18 protein-coding genes and 3 tRNA genes are annotated in these 24,002 nt (G+C 43.0%); all 21 read right to left on the bottom strand.

The window, feature by feature from the left end; translation table 11 throughout:
• Nucleotides 1-51: 51 nt before the first annotated feature.
• The 21 genes from CUR83_RS02325 to CUR83_RS02225 all read right to left on the bottom strand — a co-directional run bounded on the left by CUR83_RS02325 (nucleotide 52) and on the right by CUR83_RS02225 (nucleotide 23,860).
• Entirely contained in the window at nucleotides 52-555 is a 504-nt protein-coding gene (locus tag CUR83_RS02325; protein ID WP_284718991.1) for a pilin, read from the bottom strand.
• A gap of 305 nt (nucleotides 556-860) precedes the next feature.
• Nucleotides 861-1,388 (bottom strand): type IV pilin protein, encoded by a 528-nt coding sequence (locus tag CUR83_RS02320; protein WP_284718990.1) that lies wholly within the window; start codon nucleotides 1,386-1,388, stop codon nucleotides 861-863.
• Nucleotides 1,382-1,891, bottom strand: coding sequence for a type IV pilin protein (locus tag CUR83_RS02315; RefSeq protein WP_284718989.1), 510 nt, complete (start codon nucleotides 1,889-1,891; stop codon nucleotides 1,382-1,384). Before CUR83_RS02315 ends, CUR83_RS02320 begins: the two co-directional genes overlap by 7 nt.
• Before the next feature lies 1 nt (nucleotide 1,892).
• Nucleotides 1,893-6,026, bottom strand: coding sequence for a pilus assembly protein (locus CUR83_RS02310; RefSeq protein WP_284718988.1), 4,134 nt, complete (start codon nucleotides 6,024-6,026; stop codon nucleotides 1,893-1,895).
• A 99-nt stretch (nucleotides 6,027-6,125) separates the two neighbouring features.
• Nucleotides 6,126-6,929, bottom strand: coding sequence for a PilX N-terminal domain-containing pilus assembly protein (locus CUR83_RS02305; RefSeq protein WP_284718987.1), 804 nt, complete (start codon nucleotides 6,927-6,929; stop codon nucleotides 6,126-6,128).
• Complete coding sequence (locus tag CUR83_RS02300; protein WP_284718986.1) at nucleotides 6,929-8,056, bottom strand: PilW family protein; 1,128 nt, start codon at nucleotides 8,054-8,056, stop codon at nucleotides 6,929-6,931. Before CUR83_RS02300 ends, CUR83_RS02305 begins: the two co-directional genes overlap by 1 nt.
• Nucleotide 8,057: 1 nt before the next feature.
• The gene (pilV, locus tag CUR83_RS02295) at nucleotides 8,058-8,633 is read right to left on the bottom strand and encodes a type IV pilus modification protein PilV (RefSeq protein WP_284719795.1); all 576 of its coding nucleotides are present in this window, start codon (nucleotides 8,631-8,633) and stop codon (nucleotides 8,058-8,060) included.
• The gene (locus tag CUR83_RS02290) at nucleotides 8,633-9,118 is read right to left on the bottom strand and encodes a pilus assembly FimT family protein (RefSeq protein WP_284718985.1); all 486 of its coding nucleotides are present in this window, start codon (nucleotides 9,116-9,118) and stop codon (nucleotides 8,633-8,635) included. Before CUR83_RS02290 ends, pilV begins: the two co-directional genes overlap by 1 nt.
• A gap of 266 nt (nucleotides 9,119-9,384) precedes the next feature.
• Nucleotides 9,385-10,221 carry a ComF family protein gene (locus CUR83_RS02285; RefSeq protein WP_284718984.1) on the bottom strand — a complete coding sequence of 279 codons (837 nt, stop codon included), beginning with the start codon at nucleotides 10,219-10,221 and terminating at the stop codon, nucleotides 9,385-9,387.
• Nucleotides 10,222-10,261: 40 nt separating this feature from the next.
• A complete protein-coding gene (locus CUR83_RS02280) occupies nucleotides 10,262-11,674 on the bottom strand; it encodes a phospholipase A (protein WP_284718983.1) in 1,413 nt (470 codons plus the stop codon).
• A 369-nt stretch (nucleotides 11,675-12,043) separates the two neighbouring features.
• Nucleotides 12,044-14,212 (bottom strand): protein-disulfide reductase DsbD, encoded by a 2,169-nt coding sequence (gene dsbD / locus CUR83_RS02275; RefSeq protein ID WP_342213123.1) that lies wholly within the window; start codon nucleotides 14,210-14,212, stop codon nucleotides 12,044-12,046.
• Nucleotides 14,213-14,265: 53 nt separating this feature from the next.
• Nucleotides 14,266-14,832, bottom strand: coding sequence for a protein-disulfide reductase DsbD domain-containing protein (locus tag CUR83_RS02270; RefSeq protein ID WP_212563967.1), 567 nt, complete (start codon nucleotides 14,830-14,832; stop codon nucleotides 14,266-14,268).
• A 241-nt stretch (nucleotides 14,833-15,073) separates the two neighbouring features.
• Nucleotides 15,074-15,514 (bottom strand): type II secretion system major pseudopilin GspG, encoded by a 441-nt coding sequence (gene gspG, locus CUR83_RS02265; RefSeq protein ID WP_058025683.1) that lies wholly within the window; start codon nucleotides 15,512-15,514, stop codon nucleotides 15,074-15,076.
• A 558-nt stretch (nucleotides 15,515-16,072) separates the two neighbouring features.
• Entirely contained in the window at nucleotides 16,073-17,275 is a 1,203-nt protein-coding gene (gspF, locus tag CUR83_RS02260) for a type II secretion system inner membrane protein GspF (RefSeq protein WP_071002395.1), read from the bottom strand.
• Between the two features lie 228 nt (nucleotides 17,276-17,503).
• Nucleotides 17,504-18,559: a hypothetical protein gene (locus CUR83_RS02255; RefSeq protein ID WP_186475189.1), complete on the bottom strand. Its 1,056-nt coding sequence runs from the start codon at nucleotides 18,557-18,559 to the stop codon at nucleotides 17,504-17,506.
• A 291-nt stretch (nucleotides 18,560-18,850) separates the two neighbouring features.
• Nucleotides 18,851-19,786 (bottom strand): AraC family transcriptional regulator, encoded by a 936-nt coding sequence (locus tag CUR83_RS02250; protein WP_212563968.1) that lies wholly within the window; start codon nucleotides 19,784-19,786, stop codon nucleotides 18,851-18,853.
• 434 nt (nucleotides 19,787-20,220) lie between these two features.
• A tRNA-His gene (locus CUR83_RS02245) sits at nucleotides 20,221-20,296 on the bottom strand.
• Between the two features lie 42 nt (nucleotides 20,297-20,338).
• Nucleotides 20,339-20,415 (bottom strand) — tRNA-Arg (locus CUR83_RS02240).
• Nucleotides 20,416-20,523: 108 nt separating this feature from the next.
• Nucleotides 20,524-20,600 (bottom strand) — tRNA-Pro (locus CUR83_RS02235).
• Between the two features lie 233 nt (nucleotides 20,601-20,833).
• Entirely contained in the window at nucleotides 20,834-22,384 is a 1,551-nt protein-coding gene (locus tag CUR83_RS02230; RefSeq protein WP_284718981.1) for an McrC family protein, read from the bottom strand.
• A 12-nt stretch (nucleotides 22,385-22,396) separates the two neighbouring features.
• Nucleotides 22,397-23,860 carry an McrB family protein gene (locus CUR83_RS02225; RefSeq protein ID WP_212563969.1) on the bottom strand — a complete coding sequence of 488 codons (1,464 nt, stop codon included), beginning with the start codon at nucleotides 23,858-23,860 and terminating at the stop codon, nucleotides 22,397-22,399.
• Between the last annotated feature and the right edge of the window lie 142 nt (nucleotides 23,861-24,002).

Here is a 24,002-nt window from a genome sequence, read left to right as displayed (position 1 = left end):
CTTTTTTTATATAAAACTATAAAACTGAGAATAAGATTCTACTCTACTAATTTATGCAGCTTCACATGTCTTAGGACGTACACGTTGGTCTAAATTAGACTTACAGTTCCAAGTACCAGTTTTTTCATTGTAAGTGTAAGTGACAGTTTTACCAGCAACTTGTGAACTCAAACCATCAGTATTGAAAGTTGCTTGTACTGCACACGTGTTACCGTTTGTTGCATCTGCGGTAGGTGTAGCTGTAACGCTACCAACATATTTACCAGTCTTAGTAATTTCATACAAAGCACCAGGTTCTTTGGCAGGAGTAGTTATCGTTCCATCGGTAGCTACTACTGCAGGTACTGGTGCTGCATTACTACAAGCATCCAGACCGTTAGATGAAATACCTTCTACAATAGGAGTTTTCAAACCTCCTAGCAATGTTACTGCTTCTGTTGCTTGCGCACGTGCAGTATAATTCTGATACTGAGGAATAGCAATCGCAGCCAAGATACCGATAATAGCAACAACGATCATTAGTTCGATTAAGGTAAAACCTTTTTGAGCGTTCATAGACATGTCCTTTTTGGATAATATGGCAATAGAATTACTGTCTAGTTGCCAGCTATAAATATAATGTTTTTCTTACTATATATACTGCAGATAGTGTGCCAACATCCAAATCAGCATTGTTTTATTTGAAAAACACCCTACAAACGCTGCAATTTGTTTTTGAAACCATTTAATGTCTTTTTTTATCGTTAATAGCGCTCAATGTTACCCTTAGTCTGCTGAAAATTGTCAATCATGTTTGTCTTTAACAACAAAAGGTAACTGGCTATGACAATTTTTGTCAGCACATTCATTTAGGTCTTTTATCACTTATTCCATTCATCGCTACTGCCGCATTTTTTGATGGAGTCTACTATACGACATTTCTCGCCCTCACTATCCAAGGTCAATCTACCATCACTTGCCATACGCTGACCTGTCACTGGTGTGGCTATAATCGTCCAGTCACGGCCTCCTAATGTACCCGTGCTTGTAGTCCAGTCTGCCTCTCCCCATGACCCTGTACCTACTGTCACTGTATATAACGCAGCTCCCGAAACAGGAAAATTTGTACTACCATCAGTAGCAACAGTAGATGAAAATATAGAGGAAAGTGGCACTCTATCATAGCGCTTATAGTTGATCTTATTTGACTCGATGCGACTGGCTATTTGATGCATTTCACTCATCATATCCGCACGATTGGTTCGCTCAATGTATCCTTGATAACTCGGGTAAGCAATAGCTGCCAAAACACCGATGATAGCTACGACTATCATCAGCTCTATCAGTGTAAATCCTTTCTGATTAACAGGCTCAACTGATACATTCTCTAATGATGCCGCATCTACCATGTTGTCGCTCCTGTACAATCTGCATCTGTAACATCAAAACTGCTATTACTTGCACAGCGTAACCCTTGACTTGATAATAAGAAACTATCCGCCCCTACTAGATCAACGGGTGTTGCCACCATTATCCAATTGGTAGCGCGCCCGCTGCCTTCGTGTAGAGTACTGAAAGTTGCTGAGGGTGGATTGCCTATTAGATGACCTAACGTGACAGTGTAGCGCGGATTGGTCGCTGGTTGATTGATCGCGCCTGTAGCGTCGGCGATATTATCTGACTGAGGCTTAAAACCTTTATAGGTCAGTGCTTTTGCTCGCCATTGCTCAAGCTCGTTACTCAGTGCTAGCATCTTGCGCTGTACATCTGCTTCCGCATTGCGAATGATATAGGCGCGATAGCTTGGTATAGCGATAGCAGCCAATATAGCGAGTATGGCGACAGTAATCATCAGCTCTACAAGCGTAAAGCCTATTTGTCGTATCATTTTATCGTTCGATAGTTTAGACATATCAATGCTCAATCCAGCTTAACGGGTTGATGCGTTTGTCCGTATTAAAGCCAGCTAGAGGATCACAAGTAGGTCCCGTACACGTAGGCGGCACAGGATCACAGTCACCATTTGGACAGATAAGTTTGGGGGTACAAGCCGCACCTTCACAGCGATTGACGAGGCCACTAAATATACTGGTATCATTAAACTGGGTGACAATATTGTCGACAATACCTGAACCTGCATTGAAGGTAGAGCGAGCAGTTACTACTGCATTACCACTACTATCTAAGCAAGTACCGAAGGGCAAACAAGTGCGTTCGCGTTGAGTCGCACCTTTGACACCAGCGCTACAGGCTTGAACAGCTTGACCTTTATCAGGGTTATACGAAGAGGACACTAATATACCAGCTAGTGCATCAGGCTCATTGAACATTTTCATCTTGTAAGGGCCTGTAGTCTGCTTTGCCTCATTTAACCAAGTATCAAACGGCATATACCAGCCTTGGACAATACCTCTCTCCATGTTTTCTTTAATGCCTGCCCTAGCAGGTGCGCCTCCTGTTACCGCTGCTGCACTAATATCAGCGGCAGAAAATGTCAGTTTTTGTAATTTATTACTAACGTTAGATGCTATCCCAACTCCGTTTACAGATACAGGTGTGCGTAAACTTATCGTCGGCGCTGTTCCTGTTCCATAGAAGAATAGATCACTACGAGACACGTCCTTATCGATGACGCTGTATAGCGCATTAGGAACACTCCTTGTTGCAGTTACTGGATTACTACGATCTCCTGTGCCTACTGTCACCATAGCTTGTACACCACTAGCAGTGCCTGACTGATTGTCCGCATCGATATAACCGTACCTGCCATTATAAAAAGTGATTAGCGGGCGCTCATAAATACGTGGCGGTGCATCAATAGTATTAGTATTAGTATCAGTACCCACTTGGTCACTGACATCGAGCACTTTAACGACTCGATCTACTTTAAAGTTATTGGTATCTGCATTGTTATTGATATCAGCGCGCCAAACTTGTCCGCCTAAATCAGCAAAATAAATATGATCAGTCAGACCATCATAGTTGCGGTCTAAGGTTCTAATCTGGGTCACAACGCTATGCTTGAGATCGTCTGCTTTTGAATACTGTAATGAGGCACTAGTAGCAGTAGAGGCAGCGGTAACACTAGTACCACTATTATTAGCCCACCATAACAACTTGCCATTACCAGTTGAGACATTTACTTTTTCTTCGTTATTGGCTTTGGTTTCAACTTCACCCATCTGCACCATATAGACGCCATTACCTTGAGCTGTCGTTTTACCGTTACAGCCTGTGACTGTATTGGTTGTGACAGTAGAACCAAGCTTAAACTTTGGATCTTCGTAGCAGGTATCATAACCACCAGGTAAGAAGCTCACCATGACGCGTTTACCGCCGCTTTTAACGTAGCCTAGAGCAGGCTTGCCCCATGTCTGCCCCATACGTGCATAGGCTTTTTGGTCAGGTGATGTGTTATTGATGACACCATTTTTATTGCCGCTCAATGCTACTGTGTTATCACCCTTTTGGCGATTGGCATAGTTAGAACCGACGCTATATATCATCTTAGGAGTACTAGGAGTTGAGACATCTAGGGCATAATACATAGAGCCGCCCATGCGTAGGCCACCTAATGCAAAGCTTTGATCAGCCTCATAAGTATTGACAGTAGTTGCTGCATCGCCTGTACCTGTCGTAGTCGCCTTGGTGGTATAAGAGGCGTAAGTCAGCCAAGGGGCATCGACACCATAAGGATAACTGCCGTCTTCGGCAGTACCATTGCCAGCGAGCGCTTTGGGTTGTAAGTCAAGAATCTGCTTGGGTACAAAAGTAAAAACTTCTTTACCCGTACTATCATCGAGCATATGCAGCGCACCATCCATAGAACCATATATTACGTAATCTTCACGTTGACTAGTATCAAACTTGCCCGTAGCATCGACAGCTACTTTTTTGGTGATCAGCTGCGGTATAGAATGCAGCACACCACCGACATTCTTCAGATCAGTATTTAATGAGGCAGTTATTGCGGTGCCATCCGTTACTGTCGTGCTTGTAGATTCACCATATCCCATAAAATTTAGTAGCGCGATTTTTTTGGGGTTGGTATATCCATTGGCCGTCGTCAAAGTATCAAAGTTTTGAGGTTTCTTGTCTGCGGTGACTTTTAGATTGACTAAACTACTGCCATTATTTACGAACAGATTGCGACTGCCTGATGCGGTTGCAACTGTATTTTCAAATACCTTTTGGTAAGCACCACCCACTTGCGGCAAACCTCGGTCAGGTCTTGAGGCAGCAACAGTATTCCATAAATCATAAGTGTTCGTTGCAAACAGACCACTGTTATCAGAGAAGACAAAATTATTATTACCACCGAGCAAAGTGGCATTTCTAACCTTGTATTTTTTTAGATTGCCGTTCCATAGTCTGGATGATCCAGGAACAGGTTCGAGTATAGGTAAATAAGCAAATTGACGCGACTCTAGTCCCCCTAGGCTGTCAAGCGGCACTGACATCGTGCCTGCTGATATTGGATCAATCTCAGTTGCGCCTGCCGCTTCAACGAACTTCTTTACACTCTCAGCAATATCTACCGATCCTGAAACATAATCAAACCCACCCTCACCGTAGCCTTGACCTCTTTCACCAAGCTTACATAGGTTCTTAGCGTCTACACTAGTGATCCTAGCATCATCACAGTCATAGACAGGCTTTCCTTCAAAAGAGGAGTTTCTTCCAATTATCGACAACTCCCTATAGACATTTCCTAAACCTGCTGTCCCCGTAATGATGTTATCGCTCTTAGCGTTATTGTCATTGTTCAATTTTTTTGCATACTCTCCAATCAACTCCCATCCAGGCTTACCAAAATCAATTGTAAATAGAGGAATTCTACCTGACTCGTAAGCGCTTCCTACAGAGGTAAGCTTAGGATCACTGATACTATTAACGGATAGCGAGCTTCCCGCTAGACTTGTATTCATTATGCTTTTAGTGTTTGGCTCTGAATAAACACTATTGGGCTCACCATCAGTCAAATAGTAGATACCGTAACCATCACATTGATTTGCAACATTAGGCATGGGTGAATCATACTTTAATCCACTAGTTGTTTTAGTGCTACTATCTGAGAGCAAAAAACCACTTGCGGGGTTGGCTTCTTCTACTGGTACCTCAATTTGCTTGTAATAAAGAGTGAAGTTTCCACTTGGACGGGAATAAACCGTACTACTACTCAGTACAGAAGGATCTAGGTTTCTAGTCCGATATTGACCGCTGACAATAGTGTAATTCCCACTACACTCATAGAATTTATTACTACCAATAGTAGAGACTTCTGAACTCACGTTATTACACTTGTATAAACTATCTCTGTTTCCAGACTCAGCAACAGAAGCACCAACTGCTTCGTATCGTATTTCGGTCTGGGTTGACTGACTGATTGTGGTTGTCCCTAGCATATACGCGCCAGCTTCAGCATAAGCATTCGCTATCGGAGTATATGTCGTTGGGCTCAATGCAATAATCTTATTGATAAGCACTTTCCTATTTGCAAGCGTCAGATCTGCTGCTGGCGTATCTATTTTTCCACCACCTGTACCGCTTCCTCCAAAAAAGCTACCCAAACCGATTTTATATTTATTCAAGTCAAGATCTGGACCGAACCCTGAGGTGCTTTTGGGATTGGCAAATAATGGAATAAGTGCCCGTTTTAAGCGTGATATACGGTCATAATATCTATTTCCAGAGCCATCTAATCTATAAATTACTCTATAGGTTAAAGTATTATCAACAACGGCGTTACCAGCATCATTATAGATATCTACAGGTTCGTTATCAGCATATAAAATATTACTGAGAGTGACACCTGGATAATCGTCTTGAATATGCCTAATGGTTTGTTCAGCCATACTCCCCGAATTGTCTAACATCATCAGGATTGAGGCTTTACCACCTGTCGCACCCTGATAGATTTCTAAATCACTAGTATGACCAGCACTCGTTGCCATACAAGTCAAAACTACTGTTGATAATAACTTGATAGGCCAGCCTTTCATAATAGGACGGACTCTATCAGTTTTGATTCTGCTTGATACTTTCATAGTAACCATCCCTAAATATTGATTGCTGTTACAAATAAATTGCTAGTCATCTATTACTTCTAAGCTGACATGCTAAAAATAGCAACAGCTTAAATAATCCTAGTTTCCAGAAACACAAGTCACTCCAACCGGCTGGTTGATATAAGTCTGCTGTTGCGTCTGATACGGCACGCTCAGTGCGGTTAGACAACTGTCTACAGTAGTAGGCTCTGTACGCATCTGCTTAAAGCAGCCCGCGATAGAAGTAGTATCATTGCTACTCGCATTACCCAATGGTGCGCTAGAGAGTGCTGGTATAACTGAGGTAACATAACCGATAAAAGTAGTGCAGCCAATAGCGGCATTTACCCCAGTTGTCGCAGGCTCAACATTGTTAGACGAGGTGCCTGAGCCTTCCTGAGAGAAAATACCACTGCTCTCAGGTCGCACAAAGGTCATCTGAGTAATCACCCGACCTTCACTAACATAGTCATTACTATCATCAGGGTTGCAATAGCCATTATTTTTGTCCGTCAATAAAGCATTACTTTCATTGAGCTCGCTAATCTCAAGAATACTAAATAGCTTAGTACTACGCGGTCTAACACAAAAGCTGATCTTATGACCTTCACGCTCACTACTCGATATATAGCCTTTAAGAGTGTCATTTTTTTCGCGGCTAGCAGCACTCAAGATACGATCTTCTTTTTCAACTTTCAATAGAGCAGCATCATTGGCTTGAAACAGTAACTTATTAACCTGATCAGCAGTTGCCACTTTGAGATCAGTAGTACTCTGCCTAACCGCGATTGCTCCTACTATCATAATCAAAATCAATACCAGTAGAACTACAATTAGCGCGACACCAGATTGATCATGCAAACTTGTGGACACTTTAGGAGGGTTCATAGTTTTAGGTTTCATTATAGACCTCCTCTAGCATTACGTAATAAAATAGTTGTCTCGTAAATATTACGTAAGTAGGTTGGCCCCGCTGCTACCGTATCACTAAGCTCTGCATCTACTTTGTCCAAAACGGTGAACTGCACATCACTGTTATTCTGCGCAGTCGCGGTTGGATTATTTGAACGCGCTAATATACCTATCTGCAAGCTGACAATACGCCTAGTGTCGAGTACTGTTGCTAGATTTGAAGCTGCGGGAATCGGCACATAAGCAATGGCTAAATTTTCAGGATCAGTAGCAAAGTCTCTGCTAGAGGATATCCCTAGCGTTGCTCTAAAATAATCAACATTAGGAATAATGATAGTGCCTGTACCTGCCAAATTATTATTTTTTACACTTGCTGCTACAGCTGGTGCAGTTGGTGTTGCAGGTACGGCTGGAACTGTGTAACTGGCTATATCAAGCCCCGTTGGACTTCCAGCAGTATCCTCATCATATTCATAGATTGCAGAAGCACAGGCCAGTCCTGCATCTCGCACGAAATAGCGCTCAATGACATAAAACCCTTGTGGTATTGCATCACCTTCACAGTCAAAAGTACCTGCTCTATCCGATCGATATTGAATCGTTAGCTGATCGCTATTGGCGATACCTTTTAGATTGCTAGTACTGTTAGCAGAGGCATTGCTAGATAACAAAGCTACTGGAATAGCGGCACCATCTAGTGTCAATCCAGATAAATTACCTTGTAACCAACTGACTGGTGTAGGAGGAGTAGTAACAGGAGCGACCCCCGTTGGCGCTGTGAGTACCACTCCGCCCTGCGGGGTCAAATGATTCATAAAAAACTCATTAAAAGCCCCTGTTGATTTGGCACCATAGTTAGTACGTCTCAAGTGTTGCTGCATTTGAGAAAAGCCAAAAATAGCATTATCTTGAATCTGAGAGCTGGCTTCTTGTCTACGACTGTTGACTGAACTGGTATAGAATACTTGTAATGCAGCAGCCGAAATAAGAAGACCCAAGACCAACGCAATCATTAGCTCAACTAAAGTATAACCTTCATGTTTTTTAGAGATTGGTAAGCTTTTATAAGGTAAGCTAACAGTATGCGACAAGATCGGCTGATAAATTTTTGCATTCATATCATATCTCCATCATCATACATGTCGCTTTGGGATGATAATTTCCGCCAGCTGCTTCACCGACTACTCTTTCGGTCAAACAGTCACTCTCATCATCTGTACCGATAGTAGGTGTGGTTTCACCCCACGCAGAAATGAGACAATAAGAGAACATAATGTTGTCTGCTGCATCTGTACCTGTTCCCCCAGTATTAGGGCAAGGATGCATCTGAATTTGAAAATCATAATTCTGTAATTTGGTTTTAAGGTTGTAGCTTTCTGCCACCGCTAGCTGTTCTGGACTGCAAAAATCTGCAGCTACCCCCTCTAAACCGCATTTTTCACTCGGAGCGCTTGACGAAGCATACGATTTATTAAGATTTTCTTCATATATTTCGATAGCAGAAGGATTGGCATGAATTTTTTCTGCTATGTTTCGCATCATTACCAATGACTGAGAACGCTCAAATGATTCATTAGTAGCTTGAATCGCTTTCCCTTGCAAGGCAGTATAACCTAGGACTGCTACTGTCAATAATAGTAATGCGACCATCACTTCAATTAAGCCTACCCCTCGCTGATTACTCAAATTAGTCACTAACAAGTCCCTCCCCCTATCGTACTTATACTAGCAGTTGCAGTAACGATAACCTGTATTGAGGTAGATGAGTTTTTGCTATCGCAAACTGTATAAGTGACAGCATCAGCATGCTTATTTGGTCTGAACACTATGGTCATATTATCACTATCATCTACTTCTATCGTATTGTCAGTACTATAGCTATAGCTTGCAATGTCATCCGAATTTTCACTTACTATTGCCAAAGCATGATTATTATTATCGATACTGAGTTCCATAGATTGACGACGAATAACACTCTCAACCTTCGCCTCTTTTAACGCATTCTCAAGCGTCGCAGCCGTCGACTTAACACGCTGATTGGCAAGCTGTGTGCTAATACTAGGTGCAGCAATACTTATAATAATAGCGAGCACAGCAATCGTGACCATCAGCTCAATCAAGGTAAACCCTAAACTGGCTGTTCTTAGCGAGGTCGGTAGACTATTCATAGATGCGTTCACATCAAATCCCTATTTAGCACTGCTAATGTCTGTCTCTGATCAGTCTTTGTTTTAAAATAACTAAAATCTGGTGTCAGTTTTGCTAATAGTTTTATAATTAGCTTAACTAATAATATGCAATTTTTGTTCCACAACATTCTGTTCACGTTATATACGGATGAACAATAATACATACTTGATAGACCAGTAAATATATGTATTTAATAATATAGCGTTACGATGATACATAAGCAATATATTAATAATTTCAATTAGATAGATGATTTTTAGGGCTGACTGCCATGAGCTAACGCATAGGCAGAAATATGATAATTGTTATGGCTTTGAGCGTTTATTGTCACTGTTTGCTCAGATGAGATGAATGCACGTGCCAATGCTTGCAAGCTTGCGCCTGTCGTCGCGACATCATCGAACAATAGTAAGCGTTTTACCGGAGGCTTTTCGGTCAGTGCAAAAGCGTTATCTAGGTTGCTTAGACGTTCAGCGCGTGTGAGCCCTTGCTGACTGACCGTATCATCAATGCGCTCCACACCGTGCCATAAAGGAATTTGCCAATGCTTTGACAGTTGTGCTGATAAAATACTGACAGGATCAAACCCTCGTTTTACTAGCCGCTGATTGGTCGTTGGCATGGCAACAATCACGCTATTATTACGATGACAGCCATGTGGCCGTGGTAGCTGGCGTAATGCATGTAACAACAATGGCAATTTTGTCATGTCTTCATGATGCTTAAACGCCCGAATCGCTTGACGGATTGGATATTCATAATAGGTAGATACTTGGATAGATAAGGACCTGCCAGCAGCAATGTCAACATCAAAAGGCTGTGGCAGCCATGCGATACTATTGTGACAATAAGTGCAGAGTAGACCTCTATTTAAGCGGTGATTGATTTGATGAAAAATATGAGCAAACGAGGATGGATTGCTTGAAAGGGAAAATTCAGAATGTTCGCTCGATGCGTCATTACTATTAGCCTGTGAATGCTGCGTCAATAGCTGAGATTGTGATGTACTTCTATACATACGACACAGCTGGCAGCGTACATTTAAATACTCTGCCAGCCACAGTCCGGTTTGATAAGGCACTAAGCGGTGCATAGACTATTGATTATCATAAATATGGTAAGACTCGCTTATATTAGAGGCCTTTCCAGTCATTCAGCACGATACCGAAACCAATAGAGGTATTCTCATGATTATAATCAACAATGGACTCGCCATAACCTTGGAATAGCTGCACCATACCATTGACGTTTTCTGACAATGGATAGATATAGTCGATTTGGGCAGCGCCTTTATTGGTGCTTGGATTGTAGCGCAAGGTACCGCTAATGCTCTGCTCAGCAGGCAAATCATATAAGAACTTGATATCGCCATAACCCATGTAATCTTCGATATCTGGGTTGTCATCGTCGCTACTGCTATTACCATTTACTCGAGCCCATAGACGCGGTATGACTGACAGCTTACCCCACTCGGCCCCTGCCATTAAATAAGCACGGTTCCACGAACGTGATAATGGATCATCCTGTCCATTAGAATGGTGCACAGCGCCCGCACCTAACATGCGTAAACGTCCACCGAAAGGTAGATCTGCCGTCACAGGCTGAGTCAAAAATATTTCAGGTTGATAGTCGGTAGCACGAAATGGTCGTGAATTGTCTTCGTTATACACCTGCCAATGTGACTCTTGGGTATAACCAAACCACAGATCAGCGCTGGTATCGAATAAATCCTCTGCGACTTTACTCTTTAGAGACAACTGAAATTTTAGCTCCGTCTCACGTATGTCATTAGAGTCAAAAGGTTCAATTTCTTGAGAAGGGGTGCTTGGGCTTAAATTAGGATCAAAAGTGTAAAACAATGGCAGCAGATAAGTCGGACGGTATGGTCTTACCGTCCAAGTACCGCGCTCACTGTTTTGATCGAGATCATATGCCAAACTGAGTGGTGTGTATTTTTCAATATCTGCTTGAGTGACACCCACATTTTCTAGAACTTGTGCTTCTTGCTGATTGTCTGTGACCGTATCCAAACTATTAGTAGCAGACTGTTGATTAGCAGTTGCGCTCTCATCACTAAAAGTACTGGTCGAGTTCTCTTCCACAAAAACAACTTGTGGATTACCCGAAATAGTCGTCTTGAATGTTTTTGCCAAATCAACTGGTTGTTTGGTCGTGGTGTAGCTTGGTGTTTTACCTTGTTCAGCTACCTTATCAAAACAAGCCAAACGAGCGGCACTGCTCTGCACTTGCGTACATTCAGAAAACAGCTTCGCTTGTTGAGCAATAAATTCTTTGCTGATTACTTTACCGCTCTGTGTGGTTACGCTCTGCGGCATCTCAACGGTTTCATATTCAAACGCCGCTTCTGGTACTGGCAGTTCGTTATAAGTTTGGCTATTGTCAGCTGCTTGTACTTGTACCGCCGTACAACTCAACGCGATAGCGACTGCGATACTCAAATGAGTATGTATCGTGCGACTACTGGCGTTACGACTGATTACATGAGTACGTTGTAATTGACGCTGAGTGGTGATGTGGGCAAACATAAATGTCCTTTATCTAACCAGCATTATCGCCAGCAGAGTATGTGAGTTAATTAATATAACTGTTAGCGTCGCCGCTAAAAAACTAGAAAAAATGAGAACATCAGAAGCAGTTATGACAAACTGATATACCCCTTCAGTATTGTTACTTTATTGTAATGAAAATATAATCACTATACTAGCGTTATCGATATATTAAATCTGCTTAAAAAGACATATTGTGTGTAAAACCAAACGTTTAGAAGATATTATTAAAATAATTTTATGGGATGAAAAAAGTCAGCGTACCATTATTGGCGTACGCTGGCTTTTTTTCATTATTAAGCTTTAGCAAAAGAATTACTCAGGTTATTAAGTACGGGTTGTGAGCCATCAGTTATTTAGCGTCGTTAAGGTTTGTTCGAACTCCACGCGACCGATTTCGCCCACTTGCTGATTAACCAATTGACCATCTTGATAATAGAGTAATGCTGGCGGGCCAAACAGCTTGTAGCGTGACAAAACGGCTTTGGAGTCGTCAGTGGTCTCGGTAATATCAAGCCTTACTAACTGCCAATCTTGCATTTGTGCGGGGCGATTATGGAATAAATTTTTGTCCATAATACGGCACTCAACGCACCAGTCTGCTGTTAAATCGACAATCACTTTAGAGTTGTCAGCGACAATGGCGTCTAGCTCTGCCAATGTAGTAATGGTCTCATCTGTCGCCATATTATCGTTACCCAATGGCTGACCAGCCGTGGATGGTACCATCATCGGCGCGGCACTCAACGAGGCTAATGGATGCAAGCTGTCATCGTTTCCTAGTGCTGCACCCACTATCAAACAAGCCGCCCAAATACCAGCGATCAGACTCATGGCTTGGGTTAACATGCGTCTTTTGCCAATCCAGCTCCACGCCCATGTCGCCACCACCATAAACCATAATGCCCATACCATAAGCATCACTGGCGATATAAACACGCGCTCAACTAATAGCAATGCTACCGCGAATAATAGTAGCGCAAAGCCCTGCTTGACCCAGTTCATCCACTCCCCTGCCTTTGGCATGATCTTGCCTTGAGTAGCACCAATTAAAATAAGCGGTGCTGATAGGCCAAAGCCCAGCATAAATAAGGCGGCGAAACCCAAGAGCGGACTACCAATGGTAGAGACTGCCAGTAGCGCACCGAATAATGGCGCAGAGACGCAAGGAGATACGACTAATGCAGATAAAAATCCAGCAATCAAACTACCGCCTGTACTACCAAGCTTGCTGTCACCTGCTTGGCTAAGCCCTTGCATTTTTCGGCTGAGTGCTTGCGGTAAACGTATGGTAAAAGCATCCAGCATGTATAGCGCTAACAAGACAAAAACAATCGCAAAGCCAATCAAAATAATAGGATTTTGCAACCAGCCAATAATACCTAATGACTCGCCAAATACCGCAATCACAGCGCCCAAAATACCATAGGCAGTCGCCACACCAATCGCGTAACTGGTGGTTAGGATGACGCCGCGTTTGACCGTTGGGTCTTGCTCGCGGGCGACAATATTGGCAACGATGGGCAGCATCGGTAGGACACACGGCGTCAAGGCCAAACCTAGACCTGCTAAGAATAGCAATACCAATGCGAGCCAAGGATGAGACGCCAAACCAAAGGGATCACCATCAACAAGGTTGCTAGCATTTACATTCTCGCTATTGGTCGCGTCACTTGATACATTGGCGTTTGCTCCAGAAATCGTGGTCGTTGCAGTGCTACCATCTAAAGAGTCGTACTCCAAAGTACTATCATCGATTAGATCATAATCAATAACCTCATCATCCATCAGCGCTTGTTCTGCTTGCGCCGTGGTGCTACTAGTACCAGTCGTTGCAAATGTCGTTTCAGTATTCCCAGCAGATATCGTCGCATCAGTCAGATTGTCGCTCGCAGCCGTCTCGCCAACAGACGCACGTTCTGCCTCAGTGTTGGCATTACTTGTCGCGCTCTGTGACGATGCTGCTGTGATATTGACAGTGGTTTTGATTTTTTCAGGGGGATAACACAATCCCGCTTTGGCACAGCCTTGCCAGCCAATGACAATCGCTGCTTCATCGATGCTTTTGCCGTTGTTACTGGTCAATGTGGTAGTTGCGACCATATTGGCTTGATCAAACACCAATACTTTACCAAATGTCGGATCGTCGATTGAATATGGCTTTTGGTTAAAGGTAAAAGGTGCCGCCGTCACGCCCGCAGGTAGCGTTAGTTTGATTTGATTTTTATAGACATAATGCTCAGGCGTGATATCAAAATTAATAGATAGACGCGTACCTGACTTGGTAGAGGCACTACTGCTACTCACCTGAAAGGCTTCATCTACTGGCAAAAATTTCGATTGCGCTGTATTTTGACTGCTGCCGAATAGATCACCCAATCCTGCCGCTTGCGCTGTCGTTGAGGTCGCTAACAACCCTGTCAATAGCGAGCCGCTAGCAATCACACATGCTAAGATATACGCTTTTTTTGCATGTGTATTTGCAGTCAATGATGCCGATTGTTGTGATATCTTCATGAGCATGAATAGCTACCTGTTATTACCAATATTTGAATCAAACTTCTCAATACTTATCTACGTGTCGCAGCAATATTTACCTTAGTTTTGATCTTTTCGGGTGGGTAGCATAGCCCAGCTTTTGCACAGCCTTGCCAACCAATGATAATCGGGGCATTTTTTGCACCTTTACCATTATTGGTCGTCAGCATCGTGGTGGCAACAACACTCCTTTGCGTAAATACAGGAACTTTACCAAAGGTTGGATCATCAATGGACACTGGTGTCTGATTAAAGGTAAATGGTGTCGCATTTATTCCTTTGGGAAAGCTTAACGCGAGCTGCTCTTTATAGACATAATGTCCTGGCGTGATATCAAACGTGATGGATAAACGCGTGCCCTTAGATATGGCTTTGGTGCTGCTAGTCACTTGGAAAGCTTCATCCACTGGTAAAAATTTTGATTGGGATGCGCTACTACTATTAAATAAGTCGTTCAATCCTGCCGCCTGTGCGCTGATTGATGTCATTGATAAAGCTGTCATCAACGAGGTGATTGCAACAGTAAACGCAAGCACATGGAACTTAGTAGCGCGTTTATTGATAGCGACTGATTGTAGTGTTGGTATTTTTATTGACATAAGTTATTACCTTTGATGTTAGCTTCCAGTGACTGGCAGTACGGACACACACCTACTGATAAAACTACTGACCCTCAATACAAGGTTCATATCAGATGGTATTTATTTTACGTATCGATAAAAAATATCAACCAATAAAAAGATATTGGTTGATATTGATAGGTCGTTAATTGCACGATAACAAGTGCGTTTAACGATATTTTATTGGTATAGATTTTTTAGATGCAGACAAAGCTAAATTCTATAGCTGAGCATAAAGATCCGCATCCTGACCTTCACCACCTTGCTGTCCATCTGCACCTAAGGAAAACAAGTCATAAGCTCGCCCTTCACTACCTGGCGACACATATTGCAATTCATTCTCCCAACCATCTGTTGGATAGCCACCTTTTATATAGCCGCCTTCAGGATAGTTTTTGGCGTCACTTGGCGGTGTGGTAAGCGCCTCTAACCCTTGCGCTGTCGTCGGATAGCGTGAATTGTCGACTTTATACATGTCTAACGCGTTGGAGACGGTAGCGAGCGCGGTTTCAGTGGTTTTGACACGCGCTTTGTCACTTTGCCCGACTACTTTTGGGACGACCAAGCCTGCAAGAATAGCCAAGATAACGATAACGACCATAATCTCAATAAGCGTAAATCCCGATTGTCTAGACTTACCTATCAAGCTGCGATGTGTCATTGAATGGACTCTCTGATGGTCATTTACAATGCCACCATGGGCTTGAATATTATTATTGTCATCTTTGGTATTGGCACTTTTTGGGCTAATATTTACTTGAAGGGTGTCAGTCATAGTCATTGCTTTGGTCATCACGGTTATGTAAATAGTAAAAGTGGCGTTCTAGTAGCACTCGTGCATTTAGGAGCTTATCAATAAAACCCTAAATCATTGTCACTATAAACCATGGTTTTATTTTTATCCAGCGCTGTGCTCAGATTGTCATTACAGTCAATACCAAGTAACCATCAGCAACAAGTAATCAGCAGCAAGTAGCCGTCACCAAATAATCATCGATATTTATCACTATCGTTTTGACCCGCTTTCACTATAACGTGGTGCTTAGGTTTACCATAGCAAAAATCTTGCTTGGTCAACAATATACAACAGTAAGCAAATCTTAAGAAAGCTAACGTAGGGTTTAGCAAGATAGGGGATTAAGAGAGGATAAAAATACAGATAGTTGATAATTTGAGAAGAGCATATCGGTTGTTTTTCAGCTAGTCAGTTAACTATTGACTAGCCTGCCAAGTCATTCATATTAACGATTGGTAGCATCACTGCCATCACGATAATCATCACCACCACACCCATCAAAACCAACATCAAAGGCTCAAGTAATGATAGTAAGGTACTGATAAAATTGGTGGCCTCCGCTTCTTGCATTGTGGCGGCACGACTGAGCATACTTTCAAGCTCGCCTGAGTTCTCACCGCTTTTGATCATTTGTACCATCATGGGCGGAAAGTAAGTGGATTTTTCGAGTTGGCTGGATAAACTTGAGCCTTCTGTGACCCTATCAGCAGCGCTCATGATCGTTTGCTTGATGTGCAGATTGGTCGTCACTGCCGCACCAATATGTAGCGCCTCAATCAACGGCACCCCTGAACGCACCAAAATCGCAAGCGTACTAGCAAAACGTGCCGCATTCAATCCCTTAGACAATCTGGCTAATATCGGTAGCCTGAGTACCATACTATCTATTGCCAGTTTCCCAGCCTGCGTTTGGGCAAAACGGTAAAACAAAAACGCAGTACCTGCCAATACCAGCAGCATTAACCACCACCACTGCGTAATGATATTTGATAACGTCAGAACGACTTGAGTAATCAATGGCAAGGCCTGTTCGGACTGCTCAAAGACTTTGACAATTTTGGGCACCACAAAACTCATCAGCCCCATGATCACGCCAATTGCCATAACCATCAGTACAATCGGATAGACCATCGCCCCTTGGATTTTCTTTTGAAGGGCAAAGCGGTTTTCAGTGTAGTCGGCTAGCTGATTAAGGATTAAATCCAAGTGACCAGATTTTTCGCCTGCGGCAATCGTGGCAATATATAACGGTGGGAAGCTCGCGGCCTGCTGTAATGCTCGTGCTAAGCTTAAACCTTCGAGGACATGTGAGCGTACCGCCAGCATCAGAGATTTGATATGCGTCTTTGGCGATTGTTTAGCGACAGCAGCCAAAGTTTCTTCAAGTGGAATACCGGCCGCTAGTAACACAGATAACTGGCGTGTGAGTAATGCAAGCTCATAAGCAGATGGTTTTTTATAGCGGCTTTTGTTTTGGCTTTGTCTGTCATTGACCGCACTGACTTCGACTGGTGTCCACTGCTTATCACGCAGCTGCTGCCGAACTTGCCGAGCAGAATCCCCTTCTAGTAAGCCTTTTTGGACACTACCTTGGTCGTCAAGCGCTTTAAAATGATAAGCGGGCATAGCGGCAGATATCCTAAAAAAGTCACAGGTAGGGGTTTGGATGTATGGCTTAACAAAAAGGGTAATGTCTATAAAAACTATCTATAGTGAATTCAGTATAAAAACGATATAGTGGGACTGGGATAAATTTTTCGCAGCATCGAGCAGCATAGGCACAGCGCGCAAGGAAAATTTAAACCAGTTCCACCTTGATATATAATGTATCTGTTTTATTTAGGATTGACTATATCAAAGCGGCGTTGAGTCATTACTGTCAGGCATCAAGCCTTGTAATAATAAAACATCCAAATGCTGCTGCTGTAACTTTTTATCAAAGTCATTGACCTCAGCGATCAGCATTCTCTCAATGCGTTTATCACTTGCAAACACACTCAAGCGCGCACAAATCACTGCCAATTGATAGACACGTTTTTTACAATATCCATCCAGACCTTGTAACAGCCTGACCATGTGCGGCGTCTCAAGACTAGCATAGTCATAATCAGCAACGACTTGCTGACCCAGCGCTGCCACACCATAACTGATAGATAAGTGCGCGCAGAAATAACAGCTGAATAAATACCCAACCACGTGACCGATATAATAACCGCGATCATAGGTAAAGCTGCTCACGCCAAAGTGACCTAGCACGTAGCTATTGAGACTGCCTTGATCGCGGATTGGCTTGCCATGTTTTAGCTTACCGACAGTGGCAAAACACAGCGGGTTGCGCCCATCCTGCGTGGTAAGCTGCCAACCTGCTGGCTGCTGAGCGGGCATATGATGCACGATATCTGCAATAATATCATCGACCACATGCAGCTGCTGCCAAAGTCGTTCAAGCATTTCTGTATCCATCAAACCACGCTTATCAAGCTGCTGAGCAAGCAAATACTGCTGATATTCTGCAAATTGTGATTTGAGGGTTTGTACTAAATACGTGGGGCGCGTATTGGCGGATGCCATATATAGCAGTCGAGTGCGCTCGTGCTGGGTATGATAAAGAGCCACACGCTGCGCAGCCACGTTTGACTCATTGGCAGTAGGCTGTATGGTTGATGTATCGGTGTCAGGCTGTTCGCTAGCGCCTACTTCATCAATGCTCTCCTTGGTATCTGACAAAGTAAATAGCGTTAATAATGCCGCTTTATCAGGCATCTCAGCCGTATTAGCTAACATCGTTTTGCTAGCATGCACGTTATCTTGCGCATTAGCTTTATCAGATTTCTGTTCTTTTTTAGCAGTTGCAGTAGTACCTTGGTGGCTATTGGCTTCTGTACTTGGCTTTGCGGTCGGTTCAGTCATAACATACCATCAGCAGCAAAAATAAACATCGTCTCGATCCTTTTATGCAACGGATATACAGTCACATATCATGCGTCAAATATGAACGCTCACACCTCGACGATTCATTATTCCATAGTACCTGAACACAAGCGTATTGTCAGCCTTGCCTAGCCAAAATAGCGCCAGTTGACTGCCAAGTATTTTACCTAGGCAAATGCTAGATATATATCAATCAAAAAAAGCGTTAAGGATACCTTGGTCGCCTTAACGCTTTTAATAAATGAACACTGAGGACGTTAAAATATTAACTTATGCAAGCTTTTGTTGTTGATACTGTTTACGGTACGCTTTTGGTGAGACACCATAAACGCGTTTGAACGCCTGACTAAAAGTTGAATCTGACGCATAGCCCACCATATCACTGATACGGCTGATACTATTTTGCTGTAAGCGCAAATAACGTGCTGCCAAACGCAAGCGATAATCAATCAAATAAGTGAGCGGCGGCATCCCTACCGTATCTTTAAAGCGCTGGGCAAAGCTCGAGCGCGACATACCTGCCACCTCTGCAAGCTTATGAATGGTCCAGCTTTGACTTGGTGCCTCATGCATCGCTGCAAGCGCCTTGGTCAAAAACGGATCTTTCATGGCCTTTAGCCAATTCTCAGTCGCCTCAGGTAAGCTTTCAATATAAACGCGCAAACATTCAATCATCATGATGCTTGCCCAATGATTGATCACAGCCGTTTTGCCCATGCGTTCGCGCTCAGACTCCAAGGTCAAAAGCTTGATTTCCACATCAATTACCTCAAACCGACCATCAGCCGCATCATTGAGCTCAGGCAATATCGGTGGTAACACAGATAGTAGAGGGCTAATCATCTCTTTATCGTATTTACATTCAATCAAAATCAATGAGGAATTAGGATCGCCATTGCCATCAATCTCAAGCGTGCGATCTTGACAGTTGGTCAGTAATTCATCGAGGGGTTCAGCCACGTCACCATGATGATTGAGTGCATAGCTTACGTGCTTATGCGCGTTCGGGATCATAATCATATCACCAGCACGAGCTTCGCGTAGGCTATTGCCAACGTCTATACAAAAACCACCAGACATCACCAAGTAAAATAAAATGGTGTCTTTTCTACTCATAGAATAAGACCAATTGCCAGCACCATTCAAACGATAATACTTGGTCTCAAATAGGTGCACATTCTGTAGCAATACGCTCAATGCGTCCATCAATCAGTTCCTCAATAATACAGGGTCAATAACAACAAATCTTAAAAAGGCGGGTGTGTATCCAAAATGCTTTAAATTTTTTAGATCTAGCCAATACGATGTCTCAATCAGCAGGATGTATCAAGACCTAAGCATAATGCCCGATTTAAAACATGATGTCTATTTACTCATAAGCAGTACTAATAAATAGTAGAGTAGACACAGTCAGTTTAGGTTTTTGAAGAAAAACCTATCGCAAAATTGATATGAATAAGAAGTCAGTGAATCGTTAAACAATCAAAAGTTCAGAAAGCTTTAACCGTTTAATATTATAGGATAATACAGAGAAATAGAAATCAAGCAGGCACAAAAAAACGCCAACAGTGGCGAGTGCTATTTATTCGATAAGGTTTAGTATAAAGATAGAATTTATATGCAGACAATGCAAAATAAAATGGGGCGACTGATGGGACTCGAACCCACGACAACCGAGATCACAACCCGGGGCTCTACCAACTGAGCTACAACCGCCATAACTATTGCCAAAAGAATAGGCAAGATTTGCAGGCTAAATGGCGCGCCTGGCAGGATTCGAACCTGCGACCACCTCCTTAGAAGGGAGATGCTCTATCCAGCTGAGCTACAGGCGCTCTTAGAGGACTTTTATATACTTAATTTAGACTTCCCATACAGTATTTACTGTATCAGAAACTAAATCGTTATACATAAAAAAAAGCCTGTAAGGCTCTTAAAATAGATGGTCGGAGTGATAGGATTCGAACCTACGACCCTCTGGTCCCAAACCAGATGCGCTACCAAACTGCGCCACACTCCGAAATTCTCTATTATCACGATAGTTTGTCAATTAACTCGTTGTTGGCAATGCCACTAACTTGTTAATGTTCCTCGCTATCGAGGTGCACATATTAAGGGGTAAAGGCGATTGTGTCAACACCTATTTTCGATTAATTTTAAATAATCTCTAAATTCTTTCAAAAAAGGCATTCTTATAAAAATAGTCTCTTTAAAAACCTTCGTTAATTATGATTCTTATCATTAATAAAATCATTATTTCTCATTCAAATTCGCAGGTAAATCACCGTTGACCATACCTGTCAGCACATCAAACGGTATTAGCCATAAATCCGCATGGTTTGAGTGGTTACTTTTAGTACCATCGCTAATGTCACTGCTAATGTTACTTTTATTATCGCCATTGTCACTATAAATCTGCTGCTTAAGCGCCACTGGTCGTCTCTTGTCTCCTAATACAGGATATACCATCCAAACTTGCTCTGCTTGATAGGCCTGTGCATAACTGGTCAACTGATAGGCATCACTGGCAGTAATGGCACCAGCATGAGGCAGATATTTCCATTTGATATCGATGACGTGGCTATAGCAACCGTTTACTGTCTCTTTACTAACCGCGGTGTCACTCTGATTTTGGTCATTATCAGCCGCTTTATATATCAGCAAATCTGGTCGTATCGATACGCATGCTTGACCCTCGCTATCATTGAGCCAGACACTTTGGGTTTGATAAAAAGCACGATAATGGCTACTCACTTGCTGAAACATCGACGCGATACGCTGACTCGCCCACTGTTCAAACGCCTGATTCATATCGATCAATAGACACAATCTTGGCTGAGGTAGGTTTGGTCGAGTGGGGTCAATACCATAACCTGTCGCTGCATTTGACTGCTGTAACAGCCAATAAGCTAGGTCTACCAACTGCTGTGCGGCGTGCAGTTTTTGTTTTTGAAGTGGCTGAATATCTAGTTGCCGCTTTGCTTGGGTATAAATGGAGGAGAGTCGCAGCCTTTCCTGTCGACTTAGCCCAGATAACGGCCGCCATGGCTGCAAAAGAGTTGAGCACATCGACTGAGACGACTGAGACAATAGCGGCATCAAGTAGAGTAACGCACTTTTAATCAAGCGATTGGCCAACATATCTTGGCTCAGCACACTACGCTCACAGACAAACTTATGCGGCTGCATGCTGTTGTGTCGTAGCTGCTCTTTGATGAGCAGGCGCCCTTGTAGCGATGATTGGTTATTGATCTGCGCCTGATAGTGCTGGGTTGGCTGATAACGAACCAAGCGCTGTAAAAATTGCGTCACCAACCAATCGGACAAAGGCGGCGCCTCTATGGGTAACGCCATCGACTGACTACTAAATTGACCTAGGTTTTTCATGCTAGGCAGCTTACAACTTTGACGCGCATCAAGACGAGTTAAGTCAGATAACATGCCTTGTACCCAGTGACGAGTCTGAGCAATATTATTATATCGAGTGGATTGATTCAGTTTTGGCAATAGCTCAAGTGTCATACCACTAGGCAAAAGGATAATTCCTATATGATGCCCAACCTTGAGTTGCCACTGTCCTTGTTTACGCTTGATGGTAAACACGGCAAATTCTTGCGCCATTAGCCAATGAAAGTCAGAGACATGCGCGAAATCGTACGCTGTGAGGCGTTGATGTTCAAATACCGTGATAACATTTGCTACGAGAGCCTGACTGTTAGGCATGCGAGCATAAAAACTGTCTGCATTAATATTATCTGCATTAATATAGTTTCCTTGCGCATAGTATTGATTATGAGTTCTCACTAAACAGCCACCTTACTCGTACAAACGCTGATAGATAGCGGGCTTGCCAAACTCACCAGTCTTAGCAATAAGGTCAGGATTCATCATATAGCCACCTACGTTCATCGATTGACCAAGAAAGGCGCCCTGTTCTGCAAACATTTGATGTTGCGTCGTTGCATGGTTCTTACTCGTCGGATCATACAAATCATTATTTATCATTGTTTGGCTGTCGTGGATAAACTGGGTGCTTAACGGCTGCTGCTCATCTCTAAAAATATATTGCAATATAGCCACTTGACCGCCTGCAGCTTGCGCCAACTGCGGAATGATCTGTTCGACCAACACCATTTGTAATTGAGCTAAATCATCGACTGAAAATAAAAAAGCATGCCCCAACTGCGCCTCGGCTCCTAGCGTCTGTGTGATACGCATGTTTAAGCCTGTTAGCAATTTGCTTAAATCTACCGTGTCTGCTTGTGCACGATCAGTCGCGCTAGCGATATCACCAATTATCGGTAATAATTCAGGCTGCGGTGGACAATCAATAAAGCGGAAACGTCGACGCAATGCCATATCAAGGGGCGCAAGGGAGTGATCTTGTGTGTTCATGGTGGCGTAGATATCAACATTGGCAGGCACACTAAACGCACGCCCAGAATACGCCAAATGAATCGTCATCGCATTTGGTTTGCCAGCGCGCTTGTCTGGCTCGATCAAACTGAGCAGCTCACCAAATACTCGTGACACATTGGCACGATTGATCTCATCAATCAACATCGCGTAACGATGCTGAGGGTCACGCGCGGCACGCTGACATAGCTTTAAAAACGCTCCATCTTGAACGGCGTAGCTCATCTGGGTATTACTCGAGTGACTACTATTTGCATGGATAGAGCCGCTCATAACAGGACGAATACCTTCGACAAACTCTTCATAACCGTAAGCCTGATGAAAGCTCACCATACTAAAACGCTGCTGACCCATACTTTGATTTTGATTGGACTGATTATCACGCTGTGCCTGCTGAAACTCCGCCAATTGCTGTGACAACTCTGTTAGCAACACCATACTCTCAGGCAGTAAATACCATGCGCCGCTGTTATCTTTATCAAAATACGCTTGGCTGGCACGGTTTTTATAACTCACTGTATCTGACGTCGTAGGACTGTGCATTTGCAATACAGACCAAGCGGTATTGCTTAGGTTTTTCTCTCGATCGTTTTGCAGTGCTTTTGTAGCAAAGAAAATATGATTAACCAATTCAGGTACTTTTACCAAATCTTGCTTTTTTGACTGAAGATCTAAAAATATCAAGCATACAACTTCGCGCCAGCTTAGGCTTTGCAACAGCTGCCCAAGTAGCGCTTCATTATTTGTCTCAGGCAGGTAATCGGTATATTGCTTCGCGATTTGGAGCAATCGATAGGTTTTGCCAGTACCCGCGACGCCAGTATAAATAATATTGGTCGGCTCGTGAGTAGACATATCAGACATAGCATCATCCAGTATTGAAAATTTATGAAATAAGACGTACCAACATCACGCTATCATAGCGCGGTGGTCTCGTAAGAGATTGTCTACTAAGCAGATCCGTGCATCACCATTGAGCCATTTTAATTATTTAAAACTATATCCT

Source organism: Psychrobacter pocilloporae (assembly GCF_029872915.1).
Lineage (GTDB): Bacteria > Pseudomonadota > Gammaproteobacteria > Pseudomonadales > Moraxellaceae > Psychrobacter > Psychrobacter pacificensis.
Note: the sequence above shows the minus strand (reverse complement) of the source record. Positions and strands in the feature narration are given on the sequence as shown.